Below are 18,077 nucleotides of genomic sequence, written 5' to 3'. Positions count from 1 at the left end.
ATCTAAGATTCTTCGCCTTGTCTGAACACCATTCAGAAGAAAGGCCACGGAAGTGGCACGGGTTCGATAATCTGTAGGTATGAGCTCACTAGTATTCTTGGATCCGGCCTATCCGGCAGGCTACTTGGCCGATATTTCAGCACCCCAGCTTCTGGTCACCGCGCAGGGAGTCACCCGCGGTGACGGTGTTTTCGAATCGATGCTCTACACCAACCAGGCTGTCCGAAAAATCGAGGCCCACTTGGCCCGCCTAGCCACCTCGGCCGAGGTGGCCGATCTGGTCATCCCCGATGCGCGCAGCTGGTACGCGGCGGTGGATACCGCAGTCGCCGACTTTGATGCCACCGGCGGCGCCGAAGAAGCAGTGGTCAAGCTCGTTGCAGCCCGCGGCGAGCACGATGAGGATCCGGCCATCTGCTGGGTCACGGTCACCCCGGCCCCGGCCTTGGGCAAGGAACAGCGCGAGACCGGTGTCGACGTGTTGCTGCTGGATCGCGGCTACGACTCGAAACTCTCCGAACGCGCACCGTGGCTGATGATGGGCGCCAAAACCCTGTCCTACTCCGTGAACATGGCGGCCCTGCGCTACGCCCGCAAGCACGGAGCCCACGACGTCATTTTCACCTCGGCCGACGGCATCGTGCTCGAAGCGCCAACCTCTACCGTGCTGGTGGCCCAGCGCGATGGCGAGACCAAGCGCCTGCTGACCCCGATGCTGGAAACCGGCATCTTGCCGGGAACCACGCAAAGCGCCATTTTTGATGCGGCAGCCCAGGATGGCTGGGAACTGGGCTACGGCCCATTGCGTCCCGAGGACCTCTACCAGGCAGACGGCGTATGGCTGGTTTCTTCCATCCGCCTGCTCACCCCGGTGCGCACCATCGACGCCAAGCCATTGCGCTTGGACGCCGAGCTCCATGAAGAGCTCAGCGCCCTCAGCGAGGCGATCCGCTAGCCCCAGACCAGGTTGTAGGTGCCGGCCAGCACGGCCGCGCCTACAGCCACGGTGCCCAGCACGATGCCCGCCAACAGCACCGCGGCATCCTTGCTGGTGAAGGTGGCTGTGCGAATCCAGGTGCGCTGCCCGATGCCGAAGCCCTTGGCTTCCATGGTGACCGCCAGCCGCCCGGCCCGGCGAAGGGCTTGGACCAGCAGGGCCAGGCACTGGCCCAGCTTCGCGGAGATGCGCTGGGCAACGGTGCCGAAGCTGCCCACCCCGCGCGCCCGCCGAGCCAGCCCGAGAGTGGCGAATTCTTCGACCATCAGCCCCAGTAGGCGCATGCCAGCCAGCGCTCCGAGCACAAAACGGTGCGGAACTCGCAACTGCTGCGACAGTGCCCCGCCCAAGTCGCTGGGATTGGTGGTTGCCAGCAGCAAAATGCATGGAAGCGCCAAGGCGAAGGCCCTCAAGCCGGTGGCGATACCGCCGTGGACCGAGCCCTCGGTGATGCTGAAGATCCCCAGCTGCGCATACACGGCCCCGCTGTCCTGCCCCACCAGGGCAATGCCCCAAGCGGCCACCACCCCGGCGATCAGCAGGGGCCAGGCCCGCTTGAAGAATCTTGCCGGGCTCAAGCCCGCCAAGGGGAAGGCCAGGATGGTCGCAGCCACGACCACCAGCGCCGAAACCCAATCCAAGGTGGTAATCAGGGGCAAGGTGGCTGCTGCCACCGCGCCCAGCTTGGCCAGGGGATTGATCTTCGCCAGCCAGCTGTGGCCCACCGGAGCGTCCAGGACCGGGCCCCTGGCTATCGCGGGCTCCTGCTTCGCGACAGCGGCCAGGTGAATCTCCTGGGCCCCTAGAACGCTGGCCAAATGCTCATCGTGAGTCACTGCGATAATCGCGGTGTCCTGCCCCAATTGCTCCACGAGCAACCCGGCAAGCTCCCGCCACGTCCTGGCGTCCTGCCCGAAGGTTGGCTCGTCCAGGATCAGCACATCCGGGGCCGCGGCCAACACCGTGCCCACCGACAACCGGCGCTTCTCCCCTCCCGAAAGGGTGAAGGGATTGGCTTCGGCCAGATGCTGCAATCCCAAACGCTGCAGCAGCGACTCGACCAGGGCATCAACCTGCTGCGGTTCATACTTCAGCTCATGGCCGCCGCTTGCCTTGGCCCGCAGCGGCGCAAATGCCAATTCTTCGCGCACGCTCTGGGTGACGAATTGGTGTTCGGGTTCCTGGAACACCGACCCTATCCGGCCGATCAGGGCTCCTGCCCGCCAGCTGAACGGTGTTTTCCCCAGGCCGTTGGCTAGCGCGTCGGAAGCCTGCAGGGCTCCCTGTGCTGGTTCCAGCAAACCGCCCAAGGTCAGTGCCAAGGTGGATTTCCCGGCGCCATTCTCCCCGCGGATAACCGTCGCCGTTCCGGCGCTCACCGCCAGATCCACCGCTTGGGTCCGGGGCGCTTGCCCGCTGCGGGCGCTGACCAGCTCGGCGGCTTCCAGAAGCAGCGCTCCGGGCCGGGGGCTGGCCGGTTGGACCTGTGGCGAATAGCCTGGCACCCACACCCCGGCTTCCGAAAGCTCTGCACGCAGGCTTTCATCGTCAATGAGCCGTTGCGGGTCCAGGTCGTGGGCGACACCTCCGCCTGGTTCGAGGACGATCACTCGATCCATATGTTCTGCCCACGCATCCAGCCGGTGCTCGACCACGATCAGCGTGGCGCCACTGAGCTGGGCGGCGTTGAGCACCGCATCGCGCAATGGCCCGATGCCTTCCGGGTCGACGTTGGCGGTGGGTTCATCAAGCAGCATCAGCCCCGGCTGCATGGCCAGGATTCCGGCCAGGGCCAGGCGCTGCTTTTGCCCGCCGGACAGTTCCTGGGTGCGGTGGTCCATGGGCAGCATGCCCAGCCCCACCGCGTCCAGGGCCTCGGGAATTCTCTGGCGGATGATGGCCGGATCCACCGCCAGGTTTTCGGCGCCAAAGGCCACATCGTCGGCGACCCGGCTTTGCACCACCTGGGTCTCCGGGTCCTGCTGCATCAGCCCCACCGGGTGTTCCCGGGCGAAGGCGTCCGACCCGTCGATGAGCAATTGACCGGCGATCTGCTCGGCCCCATCGACTTCCAGCAGTCCCGCCAGGGCATGGAGCAAGGTTGACTTTCCTGCCCCGGACGGGCCGATCAGCAGCACCTTTTCGCCGGAGTTGATCTGCACGTCAAATGCCGAGATGGCAGGTTGCGAGCGTTCCGGGTGCTGCCAGCAAAAACCTCGAGCAATGATCTCGATGCCTCGCCGAGTTTGTGCCGTGGCACCGGTGTTAGCCACCGAACTCATTTTGCGGCCAGTTTTCCGGATTCAAGGTGTGCCCGGCGGCTGGCCAAAGCGCTCAACGCGCCGGTCTTGGCCAGGCCGCGGGTTGCCAGCCAGGACAGCAGGCCTGCAACAATCAGCCCGGAGACACCGGTAGCGATCACGTGGAACAGCTTCAGCGCCGGGGTGTATTCAACGTAGTAGGCCATGATGTAGGCCTCGGAAATACCGGCGAAAAGTCCAGAGAAGAGCCCGGCAAGCAATGCCACGCCCAAGTTCCACTTGCGGTAGCGGAACGCGGCAAAGACCACTTCAGCACCCAGGCCCTGGACCAGGCCGGACAGCAGCACGGTCAGGCCATAATGCGAACCGAGCAGCGCTTCGACCACCGCTGCCAGCAGCTCGCAATACAGGGCCGCGCCGGGCTTGCGGATAATCAGCGCGCCAAGCACTGCGGGGAAGAGCCAAACGCCGGTGAGCAGCGCTGCCGCGGGCGGGAAGGCCGCAAAGGCCAGCGAGAACAGCCCGTAGCCTGCGCTCCAGGCCCAGAAGATGACGCCCGAGGCGACTGCGATAACCGATGCGGTGACGATGTCTACGACGCGCCAGCCAGAACGCTGGTTTGCTGCTGATTGATTCATTGGTGGTCCTCCTATATCAAGGAGGGGAGATGTACGGATCCAGGGCACAATGCTCCCGGTCCGCATCCGAGATGCTCGACTTCCTTCGCCGGTACTAGCCGGAGCAGGTTCGAGGGTCTGCGATCTATCGCACTCTCAGCGTCTTGCGACTCCAGTTTCGAAGTCTGACGCTCCCCTGTCGGAAAATTACTGCCCACCTACCATACCGCAGGTATGCTGGGCAGAGGAACGATAAGTCACGACGTTGAAGCGAGGGCAAAATGAATACAGTGCAGAAACTTGCCACCACGGGCATTTCCATTGGCGCCGGTTTTGTCGGCAGCAAGCTGGTTGACCAGCTGTGGAAGGGTTTCACCGGAAACAAGGCACCCCGCAAGGGCAGTGAAGAAGCCGCCGAGGCTTCGCTGCGCCAGGCTCTAGGATTTGCGATCTTCTCGGCCATCGTGGCAGCCACCATCCAGGTGCTGGCAGACCGCGGTAGCAACAAGGTAGTCGCACGCTTTAGCAAGTAGCACATGAAGCACGGGCATCCCGCCGTCGGCGGGATGCCCGTGCTTTGTTGTCCTAGTCTTCAGATTTTCCCGTTGCACCCGAGGTTGCATCGAAGGTTCCGGTAGGCGGGGCACTGCTGGTCTTGTCCACAATCTGCTTGAGCTCATCGGCATAGAGCGAGTCCTTGGCAGCGTGCTTGGTGCGGTAGCCGGAGCGCCCGATCATATGGGCCGAAACCGGTGCGGTCAACAACTGCATCCCCCATGCCAGGAAGAGCACGGGAACCACAGCCCAGCTGCGCAGATGAATCGCCAGCCCGGTGAAGATCAGCAAGAACCCGAGGACCTGGGGCTTGGTTGCGGCATGCATGCGGGTGAGCATGTCGGGAAAGGTCAGCAGGCCAATACCGGCAATCAGCGACATGAGGCAACCGGCAATCAGCAGTACCGCCACGAGAATATCCACGAACATCTCCATCAGGCATTCCTCTGGTCAGAAACGTAGCGCGAGACGGTGACCGAACCGATGAAGCCCAACGTGCAAGCGGCAATGACGAAGAGCAGGTAGTCGGAGTGCCGGTTGTAGACCATCTCCAGGCACAGGGCCACGGAGATGATCAGCAGCATCACGTCCAGTGCCAGGACGCGGTCGAGAATCGAGGGGCCCTTGGCCACGCGGATTACACAGGCAACGGTGGCCAAGCCCAGCATGATGCCGCAAATCCACATCACGATTTCCATCATTTTTTGCCCTTCATTCGCATCAGGTTCGGTCCGCATTCGTGCTTGATCGCGTCGAACTCATCCCGGCTGCCGATGGCCATGATCATCCGGCGTTCAATGTCGCGCACGGCTTCGCGGGCACGGTCCATATCCTGCCTTGATTCGATATTGATGTAGTGCAAGTACAGCGTTGAGGAACTGCGGTCCACGTCAATGACGAAGGATCCCGGGATCAGGGTCAGCACATGGCCAACCGTTGTGACGATCAGATCCGAGTCGGTGCGCAGGGGCACCGCAATGACGCCGCTGCGGGTCTTCTTCCCCCGGAAGATGGCCAGTCGGGCCACTTCGAAGCTGGCCACGAACACCTGGCCGACAAACCAGATGAATAGCTGCAGGCAGTACCAAACGTTCATGCGTCCCGAAAGCACCACCGGAGGCAACGGAAAGAGCGTGACGATGACCAGCGCGATAATCACACCGAAGATCAGGTTCGCCGGCGAGAAATCCTGCCACAGTGCGCACCACACAAAAATCAGCAGGGCCAGCAGCGGCCATTCCTGCTTGAGTGTCGCCCGGTGGCGCACGCCTGCGGTATCCAGCGCATCATCAATACGCTGGTCACCGGGTTTCAAGTTTTTAGTCGGCATCATCCCTCCAATCAGAATGGCAAGATCGCGTTGATGTATGCGTCGCGGGCAATGAGCTCCGCGGCGACCCGTTCACAGAATTCAAAAATCGGCCCGGCAAAAATAGTCAGGGCAATACCCGCTGCCACCAGCGACCCGGTGGCATAGCGCATGCCCCAGGGCAGGGACGCAGCTTCCAATTCCCGGGCCAGCTTCAGGCCCAGGCCGGGGTTCTGCGCTCCACCAGCGGCGGTTTCGGCCGCCACCTGGGCTGCTTCATCCACCAGTTCCTGGTTCGGCACCTCGGCATCGGCGGCGCGACGCCAGAAGATGCGGGCCCAGACACGAATGATCGCCAGCAGCGTCAGCAGGCTGGTCAGCAGGCCGGCGCCCACCACCACCCAGGTCAGCGGGTCGGCATCCTGCACGGCGGCATGGAGCAGCCCGAACTTGCCCAGGAAACCGGAGAACGGAGGAATGCCGCCGAGGTTGATCGCCGGAATGAAGAAGAGCAGGGACAGGGCCGGGGAAAGCTTGGCCAACGAGCCCAGCTTGGTGACATTCGAGCTTCCGGCACGGCGTTCTATCAGGCCAGCGACCATGAACAGCGAGGTCTGGACGATGATGTGGTGGCCCACGTAGTAGATGGTCGCCGCAATGGCCAGCGGTCCCCCGACAGCCACGCCGAAAATCAGGTATCCGATGTGGCTAGTGAGGGTGAAGGAGAGCATGCGCTTGAAGTCCGTCTGCGCCAGCGCACCTAGAATACCGATCACCATGGTCAGCGCCGCCACCACCAGCAGCCCGGCGTTCACAGCGCCACCCGGGAAAATCAGTGTTTCGGTGCGCACGATTGCGTAGACGCCCACCTTGGTCAGCAAGCCGGCGAACACCGCGGTCACCGGTGCCGGTGCCGTCGGGTAGGAGTCCGGAAGCCACAGGGACAGCGGGAACACTGCCGCTTTAATGCCGAAGGCAATCAGCAGCAGCACATGCAAGATCAATTGCGGGCCCTGGTCCAGTTCGGGCAGCTTCACGGCCAGGTCGGCCATATTCACCGTGCCGGTCGCCGCATAGGTCATGGCGATGGCCATCAGGAAGATCACCGAGGACACCACCGAAACCACCACGTAGGTGGTACCGGCGCGGATGCGTTCGGCAGTTCCACCCAGGGTCAGCAGCACGTAGCTGGCGGTCAGCAGGATTTCGAACCCGACGTACAGGTTGAACAGGTCGGCGGCCAGGAAGGCGTTGGACACTCCGGCGAGCAGGATCAGGTAGGCCGGATGGAAGACCGACACCGGGCCGGGCTCATCGCCGTCGGCCAGGCCCTGGCTGGTGGCGAAGAAGAGCACGGCCAGCGAGACCAGGGTGGAAATCAGCAGCATGAAGGAGCTGAAGCCATCGACCATCAGCGCGATGCCAAAGGGCGACTCCCAGCCGCCGATGTGGATGGCGTAGCTTTCGCCTCCCCATACCGCGGCGAGCATGCCCGCTTCCAGCACGAGGGTCAAGCAGAGGATCCCGATGGTGATCAGGCGCTGGGTGCGCACCTGCCGCCGTGCCAAGAACGCCGCCCCGGCACCGATAATCGGCAAGACCACGGCCAGGGGTGCTAGATCCAGAAAATTCACTCTTCCCCCTCGCGCACTGGGCGGCCCTCTTCGTCAACGAATTCGGTCGTATCCTCTGCCACCGGCGAGTCTTCCTCTTCGTCGTATGCGGTCTTCTGCGAGACCTTGATATCTTCGGTGTCATCGGCCAGTTCATCGGCGCTGGTCAACGTCCAGGAACGGTAGATCATGGCCAGCAGGAAGGCGGTGACTGCGAAGGTGATCACGATGGCCGTGAGGATCAGGGCTTGCGGCAACGGATCCGAATACTCCTCGGCAGCCAATCCGGATTGGAACAGCGGTGCCACTCCGCGCCGGCCGCCGCTGGTGAGGATCAGCAGGTTGATGCCGTTGCCCAGCAGCATGATGCCCAGCAGCACGCGGGTCAGCGTGCGTTCAAGGACCAGATAGAATCCGGCCGCCAGCAGCACCCCGGTAATCACGAGGAAGGTGATGTTCACACTCATCGTCCAACTCCTGTCCGTGATGCTTCAACAAAGTCGTGGCGATCCACCGGGCTGCGTCCTTCGGAGAGCGAATCGATCTCGCTGCCCAGCGAACGCAAGACATCCTGCACCAGGCCCAGCACCACCAGGTAGACGCCGATATCGAAGATGGTTGAGGTGACAAACTTGTGGTCGCCGAAGAACCAGAATTCCATGGCGTAGGTGGTGAAAATTTCATCGCCCATCAGCAGCGGCACAATTCCGGACAGCCCGGCCAGCGCGATACCGCCACCGATCAGCATGCCCGGGGCGATCCGCATGGACTCGGAGAGCTCGATGCGTCCTCCGGCCAGGTAGCGGATGGTTAATGCCAGCCCTGCGATCAGCCCTCCGGCAAAACCGCCACCTGGCGTATTGTGCCCGGTGAGCAACGTGTAGACCGAGAGGATCAGCACCGAGTGGAACATCAGGCGGGTGACCACTTCAAAAATGATGGAGCGCCGTTCGGCGACCAGGGTGCTTCCTGCCATCAGCCAGTCCTGGTTGCCGCTGGAGGCGAAACGCCTGGCAATGCGCAGTTCCACTTCCTTGGAGTCCTTGCCGCCCATGGCTTCGGAGCCCGAATCGATGCTTCCCGGGGCCACCTCGTGGGCACGCACCCGGTTGCCGAAGCTGCGTCCTGCGAAGATCAGCGACGCCACGCCGGTGGCAGCTGCCGCCAGCACGGTGATTTCACCGAAGGTGTCCCACACGCGCATATCCACCAGGGCAACGTTCACAATGTTCTTGCCGTAGCCCTGGTTGTAGGCCAATTCCGGCCAGGCCAGCGAGATGCTGGCTTCTTGGCGGGCGCCCATCATGGCGATGGCAATGTAAATGACCATCACTGCCAAGGCAATCGCCATCAGGGCGCGGCCCCACTTGATCCGGACCACACCGCCCCACAAGCGCTTGGGCAGGGCGCGCAGGGCGAGCACGAAGGAAACCAGCACGATGGTTTCGACCAGCAGCTGGGTCAGTGCCAGATCCGGTGCCCCCTGCAGCGCAAAAATTGCCACCATGCCATAGCCGGTAACCGAGACCATCAGCACCGCCATGAAGCGCTTCGGGGCGATGATTGCCACCACGGCGCCGGCGATAATAATCGCGCCGATCAGCAGCTGGGCAGGATGATCGGCAACAATCCAGTTCTGTGGCCATGGCGTAGACACGGTCAGGGCGATGCCCAGCGGAAGCACCAGCACTACGCCCAGGATCACTCCCAGGTAGAAGGACAGCGAACCACGCTGGGTGCGACCGGTGATCCAAATCGCCGCCATGTCCAAGGCGTTCACCGACATGCGGTAGATTTCTTCGGCCGAGACCGTCATCCGGCGCAGCGGTGCCCCGGTATCGGTTCGCCGGCGGATCCAGTAGAAGGCCAGGCCCAAGCTCGCCGACAGCGCGCTCAGCCCGAGGGCCGCATTAAAACCGGCAAACGGCAGCAGGTGCATCTTGCCTGGTCCGCCCTGGGCCTCAGACCACTGCAGCATCAGCGGTTCCACCAGCTGAGGGTAGACGCCAAGGACGAGCGTCAGCGCCGAAAGCACCAGCAGCGGTGCCAGGAAAATGAGGGTGGGCGCCTTGCAGATCAGCGCAGGCACCGAATGCTTCTTCACCCCGAAAGCCCCGAAGAAGAACCGCAGCGAATAGCCCATGGTCAATCCGGCGCCCAGCACCAGACCGATCAGCGCGATCATGCCCCACGGGGTGTCAAGGTGCAACGCTGACTCGTAGACTGCTTCCTTGGCGACGAACCCGAAGAGCAGCGGGATTCCGGCCATCGAAGCCGCCGCGATCCCGGCGGTGGCTGTGAGGATTGGCATGGCACGGCGCAGCCCGCTGAGCTTTCGAATATCGCGGGTGCCGGTGTTGTGGTCGATGATGCCCACGCTGAGGAACAGCGTCGCCTTGAACAGCCCGTGCGCCAATGTCATGGCCAGCGCGGCGAAGGCGGCTTCCGGGGTGCCGAAGCCGAATATCGCGATGATGAATCCGAGCTGCGAGACGGTGCCAAAGGCCAGGATCAGTTTGAGGTCGTACTGCTTGAGCGCACGGAAGCCGCCGATCAGCATGGTCGCAATGCCGATGCCCACCGTCATCGGCGCCCACAGGTTGGTGTCGGCGAAGCCCGGTGCCAGCCGGGCGATGAGGTAGACGCCGGCCTTGACCATCGCGGCAGCGTGCAGATAGGCGGAGACCGGGGTTGGCGCGGCCATGGCGCCGGGCAGCCAGAAGTGGAAGGGCACCAGCGCCGACTTGGAAATGGCGCCCACAATGATCAGGGCCACTGCCACGTCAGTGTAGCCGCCCAAGGCGACCAGCTGATCTGAAGAAGCGATGATCTCGGAAAGCTGGTAGCTTCCGGCCTTGGCACCGATCATCAAGATGCCGGCGAGCATCACCAGCCCGCCCAGGGTCGTCACAATCAGCGCATTCATCGCCGAACGGCGGGCCGTGATCAGGGCCTGGTTAAAACCAATCAGCAGGTACGACAGGACACTGGTGATTTCCCAGAAGATGAACATGATGATCACGTCGTCCGCGGTGACCAGGCCGGTCATTGCTCCGGCGAAGGCGACCATCTTGGCGGCGAATCCACCGATTTGCGGGTCATCGTTCTTGAAATAGCGGGCGCAGTAGAACAGCACCAGCGCGCCGACGCCGAGAATCAGCAGCAGGATCGTGGCCGCTAGCGAATCCAGCCGGAAGTTCAATCCGATATTCAGTCCGGGAATCCACTGAATGCCAATGGATGGTGGTGCGTTCGGCGCACCGTTGGCCAAGGAATCATCGGCGGCGAGCACCACCGGAAGCTGAGTCAAGAGCCAGGCGAATCCCGCTGCCGGGACGACCGCCACCACATAAAAGGCGTTTCGTTTCAGCGCCCGGAAGAGCATCGGGCACAAAAAAGCGGTCACAAACAACGCAGCGAGAATTACTAGCACGTGTCTCCTCTGTCGTCTGGCGGATGGGCAGAGTGCGATGACCACGAAAAAATAGTCTGCACCTGTAATTTTATCAGCCGGCCGCTGCCTGATTCCGTGGAATGCGCCGCTGGCTGCATATTTTCTGCTGTTTCCGCGATCAGCTGATTTTGGGCTTTTACGCAGGAACGCCTAATTTCTGTGTGGGGCTCACCAATGGTTCTCATGCAACGGGTACGATTCGACCATGTCAATCAATCAGCCGATGTCGGGGCCAGTGAGCGAAAAATGGCTCAACAAGTACACCTTGGCATGGGCAAGCTGGGACTGGGGCCAGGCCGCCATCAACGCTGTCATGATCACCTTTGTATTCACGGTGTACCTGACCAGCGATCTTTTTGGCGACAAGGACCATGCCTCCCTGGTGCTCTCCCAGGCGCTGACCGTCGGCGGCCTGGCCATCGCCTTTTTGGTGCCCGTCACCGGGTTGCGCGCTGATGCTGCTGGCAGGCGCAAACTATGGATTGTGGTCAATACGCTGATCCTCGTTGCAATTTGCGCCGCCTGTTTCTTTGTCTACCCGAATCCGGCGTTCTTGTGGTTCGGGGCCATTCTTATCGCGTTGATGTCGGTGGTCAGCGAGTTTGCCGGGGTGAACTACAACGCCGTGCTCAACCAGATCTCCACCAAGGCCACCGTCGGCAAGGTGTCAGGATTCGGCTGGGGCATGGGCTACGTTGGCGGAATTCTCGCCTTGGCACTCGTGCTCTTCGGATTCGTTGAACCGATCGTCCAGTGGCCGGGGGCTTCCAGCGAGAACTCGCTGAATCTGCGATTGATCGCTCTCTTCTCGGCGGGCTGGTGCCTGGTCTTTGCCCTGCCGCTGTTTTTCATCATCCCCGAATCCCCACCGGCCAGTGCAGTCAAAATCCCGCTCAAGGATTCCTACAAGGTGCTGTTTGCGACCATCAGGAACTTGTGGAGCAGCGACCGCAACCTGCTCTTCTTCCTCTGCTCATCCGCAGTCTTCCGCGATGGCCTCGCCGCGATCTTCACCTTTGGCGGCGTCATCGCTGCCGGAACGTTCGGCTTCGCCCCCTCGGAAGTCATCATCTTCGCCATTGCCGGCAATCTGGTCGCAGCCCTCGGCGCAGTATTGGGCGGCCGGCTCGACGACACGCTAGGACCGAAAAAGGTCATCTGTGGTTCGCTGGCGGGACTGCTGGTTGCCGGCGCCGGGGTCTTCCTCTCTCCCGGGGCCAGCGGCTTCTGGATCTTCGGATTGCTGTTGTGCCTGTTCGTCGGTCCCGCCCAGTCCGCTTCGCGGTCCTACCTTTCCCGGCTGGTCCCCGCCGGACGCGAAGGTGAGCTCTTCGGCCTCTACGCTACGACCGGGCGAGCGGTGTCGTTCTTGGCACCCGGGCTTTTCGGGTTGTCCATTGCCTTGGCCACCCCGTTTGTCGCTTCGGGGAGCGCCCAGCGTTTTGGCATCCTGGGCATCCTCGTGGTGCTGGCTCTCGGCTTGCTTCTGTTGTTGCCGATTCGATCGCCGCGGAATCCAGATGCCTAGGCAAGTGCTGCCTTGAGGCAGATAGCACAATGGATCGGCCCCGCGGGGCCGATCCATTATTGTGTTCAGCTTTCGATGTTCGTGCGATGGAAGTTCAGGTGGCTGCGCGAGGCCGTGGGGCCACGCTGGCCCTGGTACCGGTTTCCATAGGGGCCAGAACCATAAGGGTGCTCGGTGGCTGAGGTCAGCTTGAAGAAGCACAGCTGGCCGATCTTCGATCCCGGCCAGAGCTTGATTGGCAAGGTGGCCATGTTGGAAAGTTCCAAGGTCACGTGGCCCGAGAAGCCAGGATCGATGAAGCCTGCTGTGGAGTGGGTCAGCAATCCGAGACGCCCGAGCGAGCTCTTGCCTTCCAACCGCGCTGCGATGGAGTGTCCGAGGGTCACTACTTCGTAGGTCGAGCCGAGCACAAATTCGCCGGGGTGCAGAATGAAAGGCTCGTCCGGGTCAACCTCGACCAATCGGGTGAGCTCATCTTGTTCCACCGATGGATCGATGTGCGCATATTTGTGGTTGTCGAAGAGCCGGAAGAACCGGTCAATACGAACGTCCACTGATGCGGGCTGGACCATATTCGGTTCAAAGGGCTCAAGCCCAATCTCCCCGGACGCTATTTCTCGACGAATGTCACCATCTGAATACAACACGCCTTCAAATTTATCGTGAGAATGCCCAATCGTTGAACTCTTCGAAGAAATATGTAGGTTTTCTTGTTTGGAATGGACCGCCAATCCACGGAAAGTCATCATTTGTTCACTGCGGCCGTGACGCAATTCCCATTACTTCCCCAGCAATTCCAGCTATCGTGGGATTGGGGTTTGCCCCTTCATCATCACTTCGCAACACAAGGGTTCATCACATCATGCGTCTAGCCTCCGCGCTGACCAGCTCCGTTCTTTCCGCGGCACTGCTGCTCTGTGCAGTTCCGGCTGCGCTGGCCGCGCCAGCCGAAGACCTGCCTGCCGTTGAAAGCTCACAGCTTTCAGATGCGTCGAGCATGCTGGCCCTTATCAATCCAACCACCAAGCTGTCGCCTGAGGATTACACCCCGGCCAACCTGGTGGGTGTTGGCGGCACCGGGCTGGCCTTGCGCCCCGAAGCCGCAGAAGCCGTCGAGGACCTCATCGCTGATGCCCGAGCTGCCGGGCACTCCATCAAGCTGCTCAGTGCCTACCGCTCATATCAACGCCAAGCGGCCCTGTTCAGCCAATATCAAGCGAAGTACGGGACGGCTTATGCTGAACGCATTTCGGCACGCCCCGGAACCAGCGAGCACCAGCTCGGGCTGGCAGCAGACCTGGGATACACCAACAGCCGGGCTGAGTTGAAGGAAGAATTCGGCCAAACTCCCGCAGGCATCTGGATTGCCGAGCATGCCGGGGATTACGGCCTGATCATCCGCTACCCGCAGGGCAAAGAAGAGATCACCGGCTACAAATACGAGCCATGGCATGTGCGCTACATCGGCAAGGATCATGCCAAGGCCTTGGCTGAATCTGGCGCACAGACCTATGAAGACTACTTCCAGATGCTCAGAAAGTCGCTGGAAGCACCGAAGGAAGAAGCCGGCTCGAAAAAAGCCGACAAGGAAGCCGGCAAGGAATCCGATAAGGACGCCCAGAAGGCTGGCCACGGCGTGATGAAGGAAGACGACCTTCTGGTCCTGCGCTTCTTGCCGCCCTACCGTGACTGGGGCTTCGGCTTCACTGAAAAATAAGGCTGCCTAGAAGAACACCGCAATACCCAGAAACACGGCGGTCGGGATCAACGAGGCCACCAGCGCAATGCCCCAGTGCAAGTACTTGCCACTGGTTTTCTGGCAGGCGCCTGCGCGCTTCCTGCGGTAGATCAAGTTCACGTTGGACAGCACCCAGATCATGGTTCCGATGGCCAGTGGCGGGCCGAGCACTACCTGGACAGGCAAGAACGAGTGGGCCTCATAGAGGTCCCGGGCTGCCCTCCCCCACGTGGTCAGCGGATCGGCAAGCACCATGAGGCTCAGCATCCAATAGTAGATAATTCCGGGGATGCCCAGCAGCACATTCACGACCAGTAGCCGTCTCACAGTCCTGCCCTTCATCCCGGTAATGCATCCAGCGCATGCGAAGCACCATGAATTCTACCGAAGCAGCCCCCGGTATTCAGGCTTTTATCCCCCGCCGCAGCCTGTGCATCGGCTAGGAATTGCACAGGGACTGCCAGCGGTTGCGATAACCGCTGGCAGTCCCCCTCCAGAACGCCGAAATCTACTTTGCGCGTACCGGAATGCCGGTGAAGGTCGGCTTCAAGGTCTCGGCAAAGAAGTCCTCGCCCTTGTCGTCAACGACGATGAAGGCTGGGAAGTCCTCGACTTCGATCTTCCAAATGGCTTCCATGCCCAATTCCTCGTATTCGAGGATTTCGACCTTCTTGATGCAATCCTGGGCCAGGCGTGCGGCTGGGCCGCCAATGGAACCAAGGTAGAAGCCGCCGTGGGTGTTGCACGCATCGGTGACCTGCTTGGAACGGTTGCCCTTGGCCAGCATGACCATCGAGCCGCCGGCTGCCTGGAACTGGTCCACATAGGAATCCATGCGCCCTGCCGTGGTCGGGCCGAAGGAGCCCGAAGGCATGCCTTCCGGGGTCTTCGCCGGACCTGCGTAGTAGACCGGGTGGTCCTTGAGGTACTGCGGCATCTCTTCGCCGGCGTCCAGGCGTTCCTTGATCTTGGCGTGAGCGATATCGCGGGCAACCACCAATGGGCCGGTTAGCGACAGGCGGGTCTTGACCGGGAACTTGGTCAGTTCGGCCAGGATCTCATCCATTGGCTTGTTCAGGTCGATCTTCACCACGGAGCTGCCACCGGTGCCGGTGACGCCGTCGGTTTCATCGTCGTGGGCGGCCACGGCCGGGTGGTTTTCTTCTGGCATGAAACGGGCTGGATCGGTTTCCAGCTGCTCCACGAACAGGCCCTCTTCGGTGATCTTCGCCAGCATCTGGCGGTCAGCCGAGCAGGATACTGCGATGGCCACTGGCATCGAAGCACCGTGGCGAGGCAAGCGCACCACGCGCACGTCGTGGCAGAAGTACTTGCCGCCGAATTGCGCGCCGATGCCGAAGTGGCGGGTCAATTCGAGGACCTTTTCTTCCAGCTCGGTGTCGCGGAAACCGCGGCCGGTCATCGCGCCTTCGGTAGGCAGCGAGTCCAGATATTTGGCTGAACCGTACTTTGCGGTCTTCAGCGCCATTTCGGCACTGGTGCCGCCGATGACGATGGACAGGTGGTACGGAGGGCAGGCCGCGGTGCCCAGCGAGCGCAGCTTCTCGTCAAGGAACTTCAGCATCGAGTTCTCGTTGAGGATGGCCTTGGTCTCCTGGTACAGGAAGGACTTGTTGGCCGATCCGCCGCCCTTGGCCATGAACAGGAACTTGTAGCTGGTGTCAGCGCCGTCCTTGGTGTTCGCGTACAGGTCGATCTGCGCCGGGAGGTTGTTGCCGGTGGCCTTCTCTTCCCAGGTGGTGATCGGTGCCAGCTGCGAGTAGCGCAGGTTCAGCTTGGTGTAGGCGTTGTAGATGCCGCGCGAGAGCGAGATTTCATCCTGCTCTTCGGACAGGACGCGCTGGCCGCGTTTGCCCATCACGATCGCGGTGCCGGTGTCCTGGCACATCGGCAGGATGCCGCCGGCTGCGATGTTGGCGTTCTTCAGCAGATCCAGTGCAACGAACTTGTCGTTCGGGCTGGCTTCCTCATCGTCGAGGATGTTGCGCAGCTGCTGCAGGTGGGCTGGGCGCAGGTAGTGCGAGATGTCGTGCAGTGCGGTTTCGGCCAGCTGCTCCAAGGCATCTGGTGCGACCTTGAGGAAGTTCTTCCCGTCCGGGCCGGCGACGACCTCGACGCCTTCGGAGGAAATCTTGCGGTATGGGGTTGTATCTTCGCCAATAGGCAGAAGATCCTCATAACGGAATTCAGGCATGCTCTGTCCTTGATTCAATCGTGGATGCTCATCTGCCATTTTAGGCCTTTACCCCGATTTTCCCGCATTCGCCGTTTGCACCTGAGGCTTTATCGCGACATGCTGGAGTACATGAGCACCGAGAACACCCCAGCTGCGCACGATGGCCAGAATCCGACACAAATCCCGGATGCGATCATCGAGACGCCCATGGACCAGCACCGTGCCAAGCCTAAAACGCACTTCGAAATGATGCTGCAGGCCGGTCTAAACAAGCCTGAGTTGTCCGGTTCCGTCATTGGCGCCTTCATGAGCGCCGAGGTGTACTTCCTCTCCCGCGAAGAGGTCACCGAAGAGAACAAGAACGCCCAGCCGATGCTGCTGACCAACCCGACCGGCGAGGCCGTGGTGGCGCTGTTCACCACTCTGGAACGCATTCCGTCCAGCTACATCGACCAGGCGCCATTTGGCGTCAAGGTCCAAGGCGCCACCGTGGTGCGCGCACTGGAGAACACCGGATTCGTAGTGAACCCGGGCGATGAGCTGAGCTTCGAGGTACCCGCTGATGGCGTGGCCATCTTGCAGCAGCAGCTGCTGAAGCAGAAATCCGAAGGCCAGGCGTAACTTTCCGCACGATTATCCGCGCCGTTTACCGGCCGGACGAATTCGTGGGATATGCTGATTGTTGCCCGAGCCGTCATTAGGCCGCTCGGTGCACCTGCGGGCGTAGCTCAATGGTAGAGCGCTAGCTTCCCAAGCTCGATACGCGGGTTCGATTCCCGTCGCCCGCTCGCACTGACGTCGGGGTACCATCAGGTGCCCCGACGTTTTCGTTTTACCAGGCCAACGCCCAAGGAGCATGATGACCGGAGTCCTCGAAGGCTTCTCCATCATCTGGGTGGTGATCGCCGTTGGATATCTGGTTGGGCGCACCGGGGTGCTGGGCGAACAGGGGCGCAATGTCCTGAGCCGGGTCACCTTCTTCATTGCCAGCCCGGCCCTGTTGTTCACCACCTTGGCCGAGTCCGATCCCGTCGCCGTGCTGGGCCCGCTATTGTGGGTGGCCGCCATCTCCGCTGCGCTGACTGCCCTGGTCTACTACCTGGCGACGGCGCGCTGGCTGAAGCGCTCGGCTTCGGAGCGGATCATTGCCGCGATGTCCGCGTCCACCGTGAACTCGGCCAACCTCGGGCTGCCGATCGCCCTCTATGTCCTTGGCGATGCGTCTTTTGCCGCACCCATCATCTTGTTCCAGCTGGCGCTGTACCAGCCGATCAATTTGGCGATGCTGGATGCCACCACCTCGCGCCACCGCACCACGCCGCTGGCACTGCTGGTGGCCACCGCGAAAAACCCGATGATCATCGGCTCCATGCTTGGCCTCGTCGTCGCGCTGACCGGCTTCAGCCTGCCCTCGATCGTGCTTGAACCAATCGATCTGATTGCCGGCGCCTCGATTCCATGCATGCTGATGGCCTTCGGCATCTCGCTGGTGGGGTCCAGGCCGCTGGAGAAGAAGTCCGGCCGACGCGCCGATGTGCTCATCGGAACGGCTGCAAAACTGGTCATCCACCCGGCGCTGGCCTGGGTGCTGGCCTATCTGGCCTTCGGGCTGCGCGGAGAAATGCTGGTCGCTTCGGTGATCATGGCCGGCCTGCCTACCGCGCAAAATATCTTCGTGACCGCCTCGCGCTACAACCACGGGGTGACCGTGGCCAAGGATACGGTGCTCATCACGACCATCTGCGCGATACCGCTGATGATGTTGCTGGCCGTCATGCTGGGAATTTAGTGTAACTTTTGAGCTTCGG

General features: G+C 61.7%; 17 protein-coding genes, 1 tRNA gene and 1 riboswitch. Of the genes, 7 read left to right on the top strand and 11 right to left on the bottom strand.

All coding sequences use genetic code 11. The features are described 5' to 3' along the window. The first annotated feature begins 79 nt into the window (after positions 1–79). Positions 80–955, top strand: a complete 876-nt coding sequence (locus H6F58_RS14170) for an aminodeoxychorismate lyase (RefSeq protein ID WP_146275940.1) — start codon at positions 80–82, stop codon at positions 953–955. Here H6F58_RS14170 and H6F58_RS14165 read toward each other — a convergent pair. Then, on the bottom strand, positions 952–3,279 hold the full coding sequence (locus tag H6F58_RS14165; protein WP_195182007.1) for an ATP-binding cassette domain-containing protein: 2,328 nt from the start codon (positions 3,277–3,279) through the stop codon (positions 952–954). The two genes, H6F58_RS14170 and H6F58_RS14165, sit on opposite strands and share 4 nt — an antisense overlap. After that, positions 3,276–3,896: an ECF transporter S component gene (locus H6F58_RS14160; protein WP_060702397.1), complete on the bottom strand. Its 621-nt coding sequence runs from the start codon at positions 3,894–3,896 to the stop codon at positions 3,276–3,278. The genes H6F58_RS14165 and H6F58_RS14160 overlap by 4 nt, the downstream gene beginning before the upstream one ends. Positions 3,897–3,959: 63 nt before the next feature. Further along, positions 3,960–4,083: riboswitch (TPP riboswitch) on the bottom strand. A 73-nt stretch (positions 4,084–4,156) separates the two neighbouring features. On the opposite strand from H6F58_RS14160, the gene H6F58_RS14155 reads away from it, so the two are divergent. Continuing rightward, positions 4,157–4,408 (top strand): DUF4235 domain-containing protein, encoded by a 252-nt coding sequence (locus H6F58_RS14155; protein ID WP_060702398.1) that lies wholly within the window; start codon positions 4,157–4,159, stop codon positions 4,406–4,408. A 52-nt stretch (positions 4,409–4,460) separates the two neighbouring features. Here H6F58_RS14155 and mnhG read toward each other — a convergent pair whose 3' ends face one another. From mnhG to H6F58_RS14125, 6 genes are read right to left on the bottom strand one after another with little or no spacing between them, the layout of a single operon-like run. Next, positions 4,461–4,865 carry a monovalent cation/H(+) antiporter subunit G gene (gene mnhG, locus H6F58_RS14150; RefSeq protein WP_146275944.1) on the bottom strand — a complete coding sequence of 135 codons (405 nt, stop codon included), beginning with the start codon at positions 4,863–4,865 and terminating at the stop codon, positions 4,461–4,463. Then, positions 4,865–5,131: a monovalent cation/H+ antiporter complex subunit F gene (locus H6F58_RS14145; RefSeq protein WP_060702400.1), complete on the bottom strand. Its 267-nt coding sequence runs from the start codon at positions 5,129–5,131 to the stop codon at positions 4,865–4,867. The genes mnhG and H6F58_RS14145 overlap by 1 nt, the downstream gene beginning before the upstream one ends. Further along, positions 5,128–5,760, bottom strand: a complete 633-nt coding sequence (locus H6F58_RS14140; protein WP_308219401.1) for a Na+/H+ antiporter subunit E — start codon at positions 5,758–5,760, stop codon at positions 5,128–5,130. Before H6F58_RS14140 ends, H6F58_RS14145 begins: the two co-directional genes overlap by 4 nt. A gap of 11 nt (positions 5,761–5,771) precedes the next feature. Further along, the gene (locus H6F58_RS14135) at positions 5,772–7,373 is read right to left on the bottom strand and encodes a Na+/H+ antiporter subunit D (protein ID WP_195182006.1); all 1,602 of its coding nucleotides are present in this window, start codon (positions 7,371–7,373) and stop codon (positions 5,772–5,774) included. Continuing rightward, entirely contained in the window at positions 7,370–7,819 is a 450-nt protein-coding gene (locus tag H6F58_RS14130) for a Na(+)/H(+) antiporter subunit C (protein WP_022874324.1), read from the bottom strand. The genes H6F58_RS14135 and H6F58_RS14130 overlap by 4 nt, the downstream gene beginning before the upstream one ends. Beyond that, entirely contained in the window at positions 7,816–10,785 is a 2,970-nt protein-coding gene (locus tag H6F58_RS14125) for a Na+/H+ antiporter subunit A (RefSeq protein ID WP_195182005.1), read from the bottom strand. The genes H6F58_RS14130 and H6F58_RS14125 overlap by 4 nt, the downstream gene beginning before the upstream one ends. A 226-nt stretch (positions 10,786–11,011) precedes the next feature. Here H6F58_RS14125 and H6F58_RS14120 point away from each other — a divergent pair, with 226 nt between their 5' ends. Further along, on the top strand, positions 11,012–12,334 hold the full coding sequence (locus tag H6F58_RS14120; protein WP_146275952.1) for an MFS transporter: 1,323 nt from the start codon (positions 11,012–11,014) through the stop codon (positions 12,332–12,334). 65 nt (positions 12,335–12,399) lie between these two features. On the opposite strand, the gene dcd is transcribed toward H6F58_RS14120, so the two are convergent. Next, positions 12,400–12,981, bottom strand: coding sequence for a dCTP deaminase (gene dcd / locus H6F58_RS14115; RefSeq protein ID WP_060702404.1), 582 nt, complete (start codon positions 12,979–12,981; stop codon positions 12,400–12,402). A 215-nt stretch (positions 12,982–13,196) separates the two neighbouring features. Between dcd and H6F58_RS14110 the strand changes: the two genes are divergently transcribed. Then, positions 13,197–14,051 carry a M15 family metallopeptidase gene (locus H6F58_RS14110; protein WP_146275954.1) on the top strand — a complete coding sequence of 285 codons (855 nt, stop codon included), beginning with the start codon at positions 13,197–13,199 and terminating at the stop codon, positions 14,049–14,051. Between the two features lie 6 nt (positions 14,052–14,057). On the opposite strand, the gene H6F58_RS14105 is transcribed toward H6F58_RS14110, so the two are convergent. Next, positions 14,058–14,399: a hypothetical protein gene (locus tag H6F58_RS14105; RefSeq protein ID WP_146275955.1), complete on the bottom strand. Its 342-nt coding sequence runs from the start codon at positions 14,397–14,399 to the stop codon at positions 14,058–14,060. Between the two features lie 181 nt (positions 14,400–14,580). Beyond that, entirely contained in the window at positions 14,581–16,287 is a 1,707-nt protein-coding gene (locus H6F58_RS14100) for a fumarate hydratase (RefSeq protein WP_195182004.1), read from the bottom strand. A 111-nt stretch (positions 16,288–16,398) separates the two neighbouring features. Here H6F58_RS14100 and H6F58_RS14095 point away from each other — a divergent pair, with 111 nt between their 5' ends. The 3 genes from H6F58_RS14095 to H6F58_RS14085 all read left to right on the top strand — a co-directional run bounded on the left by H6F58_RS14095 (position 16,399) and on the right by H6F58_RS14085 (position 18,058). Continuing rightward, on the top strand, positions 16,399–16,890 hold the full coding sequence (locus H6F58_RS14095; RefSeq protein ID WP_060702408.1) for an SseB family protein: 492 nt from the start codon (positions 16,399–16,401) through the stop codon (positions 16,888–16,890). A 96-nt stretch (positions 16,891–16,986) separates the two neighbouring features. Then, positions 16,987–17,057 (top strand) — tRNA-Gly (locus H6F58_RS14090). A 71-nt stretch (positions 17,058–17,128) separates the two neighbouring features. Next, positions 17,129–18,058: an AEC family transporter gene (locus H6F58_RS14085; protein ID WP_060702409.1), complete on the top strand. Its 930-nt coding sequence runs from the start codon at positions 17,129–17,131 to the stop codon at positions 18,056–18,058. Positions 18,059–18,077 lie beyond the last annotated feature (19 nt).

The organism is Glutamicibacter sp. FBE19, assembly GCF_015524875.1.
Lineage (GTDB): Bacteria > Actinomycetota > Actinomycetes > Actinomycetales > Micrococcaceae > Glutamicibacter > Glutamicibacter halophytocola.
The sequence above is the reverse complement of the archived record's forward strand: the minus strand, read 5'-3'. Positions and strand labels throughout refer to the sequence as shown.

Coding starts and splice junctions, on each gene's coding strand:
- H6F58_RS14155 (WP_060702398.1), top strand. CDS start 4,157: ATGAATACAGTGCAGAAACTTGCCACCACGGGCATTTCCATTGGCGCC.
- H6F58_RS14170 (WP_146275940.1), top strand. CDS start 80: ATGAGCTCACTAGTATTCTTGGATCCGGCCTATCCGGCAGGCTACTTG.
- H6F58_RS14110 (WP_146275954.1), top strand. CDS start 13,197: ATGCGTCTAGCCTCCGCGCTGACCAGCTCCGTTCTTTCCGCGGCACTG.
- H6F58_RS14165 (WP_195182007.1), bottom strand. CDS start 3,279: ATGAGTTCGGTGGCTAACACCGGTGCCACGGCACAAACTCGGCGAGGC.
- H6F58_RS14160 (WP_060702397.1), bottom strand. CDS start 3,896: ATGAATCAATCAGCAGCAAACCAGCGTTCTGGCTGGCGCGTCGTAGAC.
- H6F58_RS14095 (WP_060702408.1), top strand. CDS start 16,399: ATGAGCACCGAGAACACCCCAGCTGCGCACGATGGCCAGAATCCGACA.
- H6F58_RS14085 (WP_060702409.1), top strand. CDS start 17,129: ATGACCGGAGTCCTCGAAGGCTTCTCCATCATCTGGGTGGTGATCGCC.
- H6F58_RS14140 (WP_308219401.1), bottom strand. CDS start 5,760: ATGCCGACTAAAAACTTGAAACCCGGTGACCAGCGTATTGATGATGCG.
- H6F58_RS14130 (WP_022874324.1), bottom strand. CDS start 7,819: ATGAGTGTGAACATCACCTTCCTCGTGATTACCGGGGTGCTGCTGGCG.
- H6F58_RS14120 (WP_146275952.1), top strand. CDS start 11,012: ATGTCAATCAATCAGCCGATGTCGGGGCCAGTGAGCGAAAAATGGCTC.
- mnhG (WP_146275944.1), bottom strand. CDS start 4,865: ATGGAGATGTTCGTGGATATTCTCGTGGCGGTACTGCTGATTGCCGGT.
- H6F58_RS14100 (WP_195182004.1), bottom strand. CDS start 16,287: ATGCCTGAATTCCGTTATGAGGATCTTCTGCCTATTGGCGAAGATACA.
- H6F58_RS14145 (WP_060702400.1), bottom strand. CDS start 5,131: ATGATGGAAATCGTGATGTGGATTTGCGGCATCATGCTGGGCTTGGCC.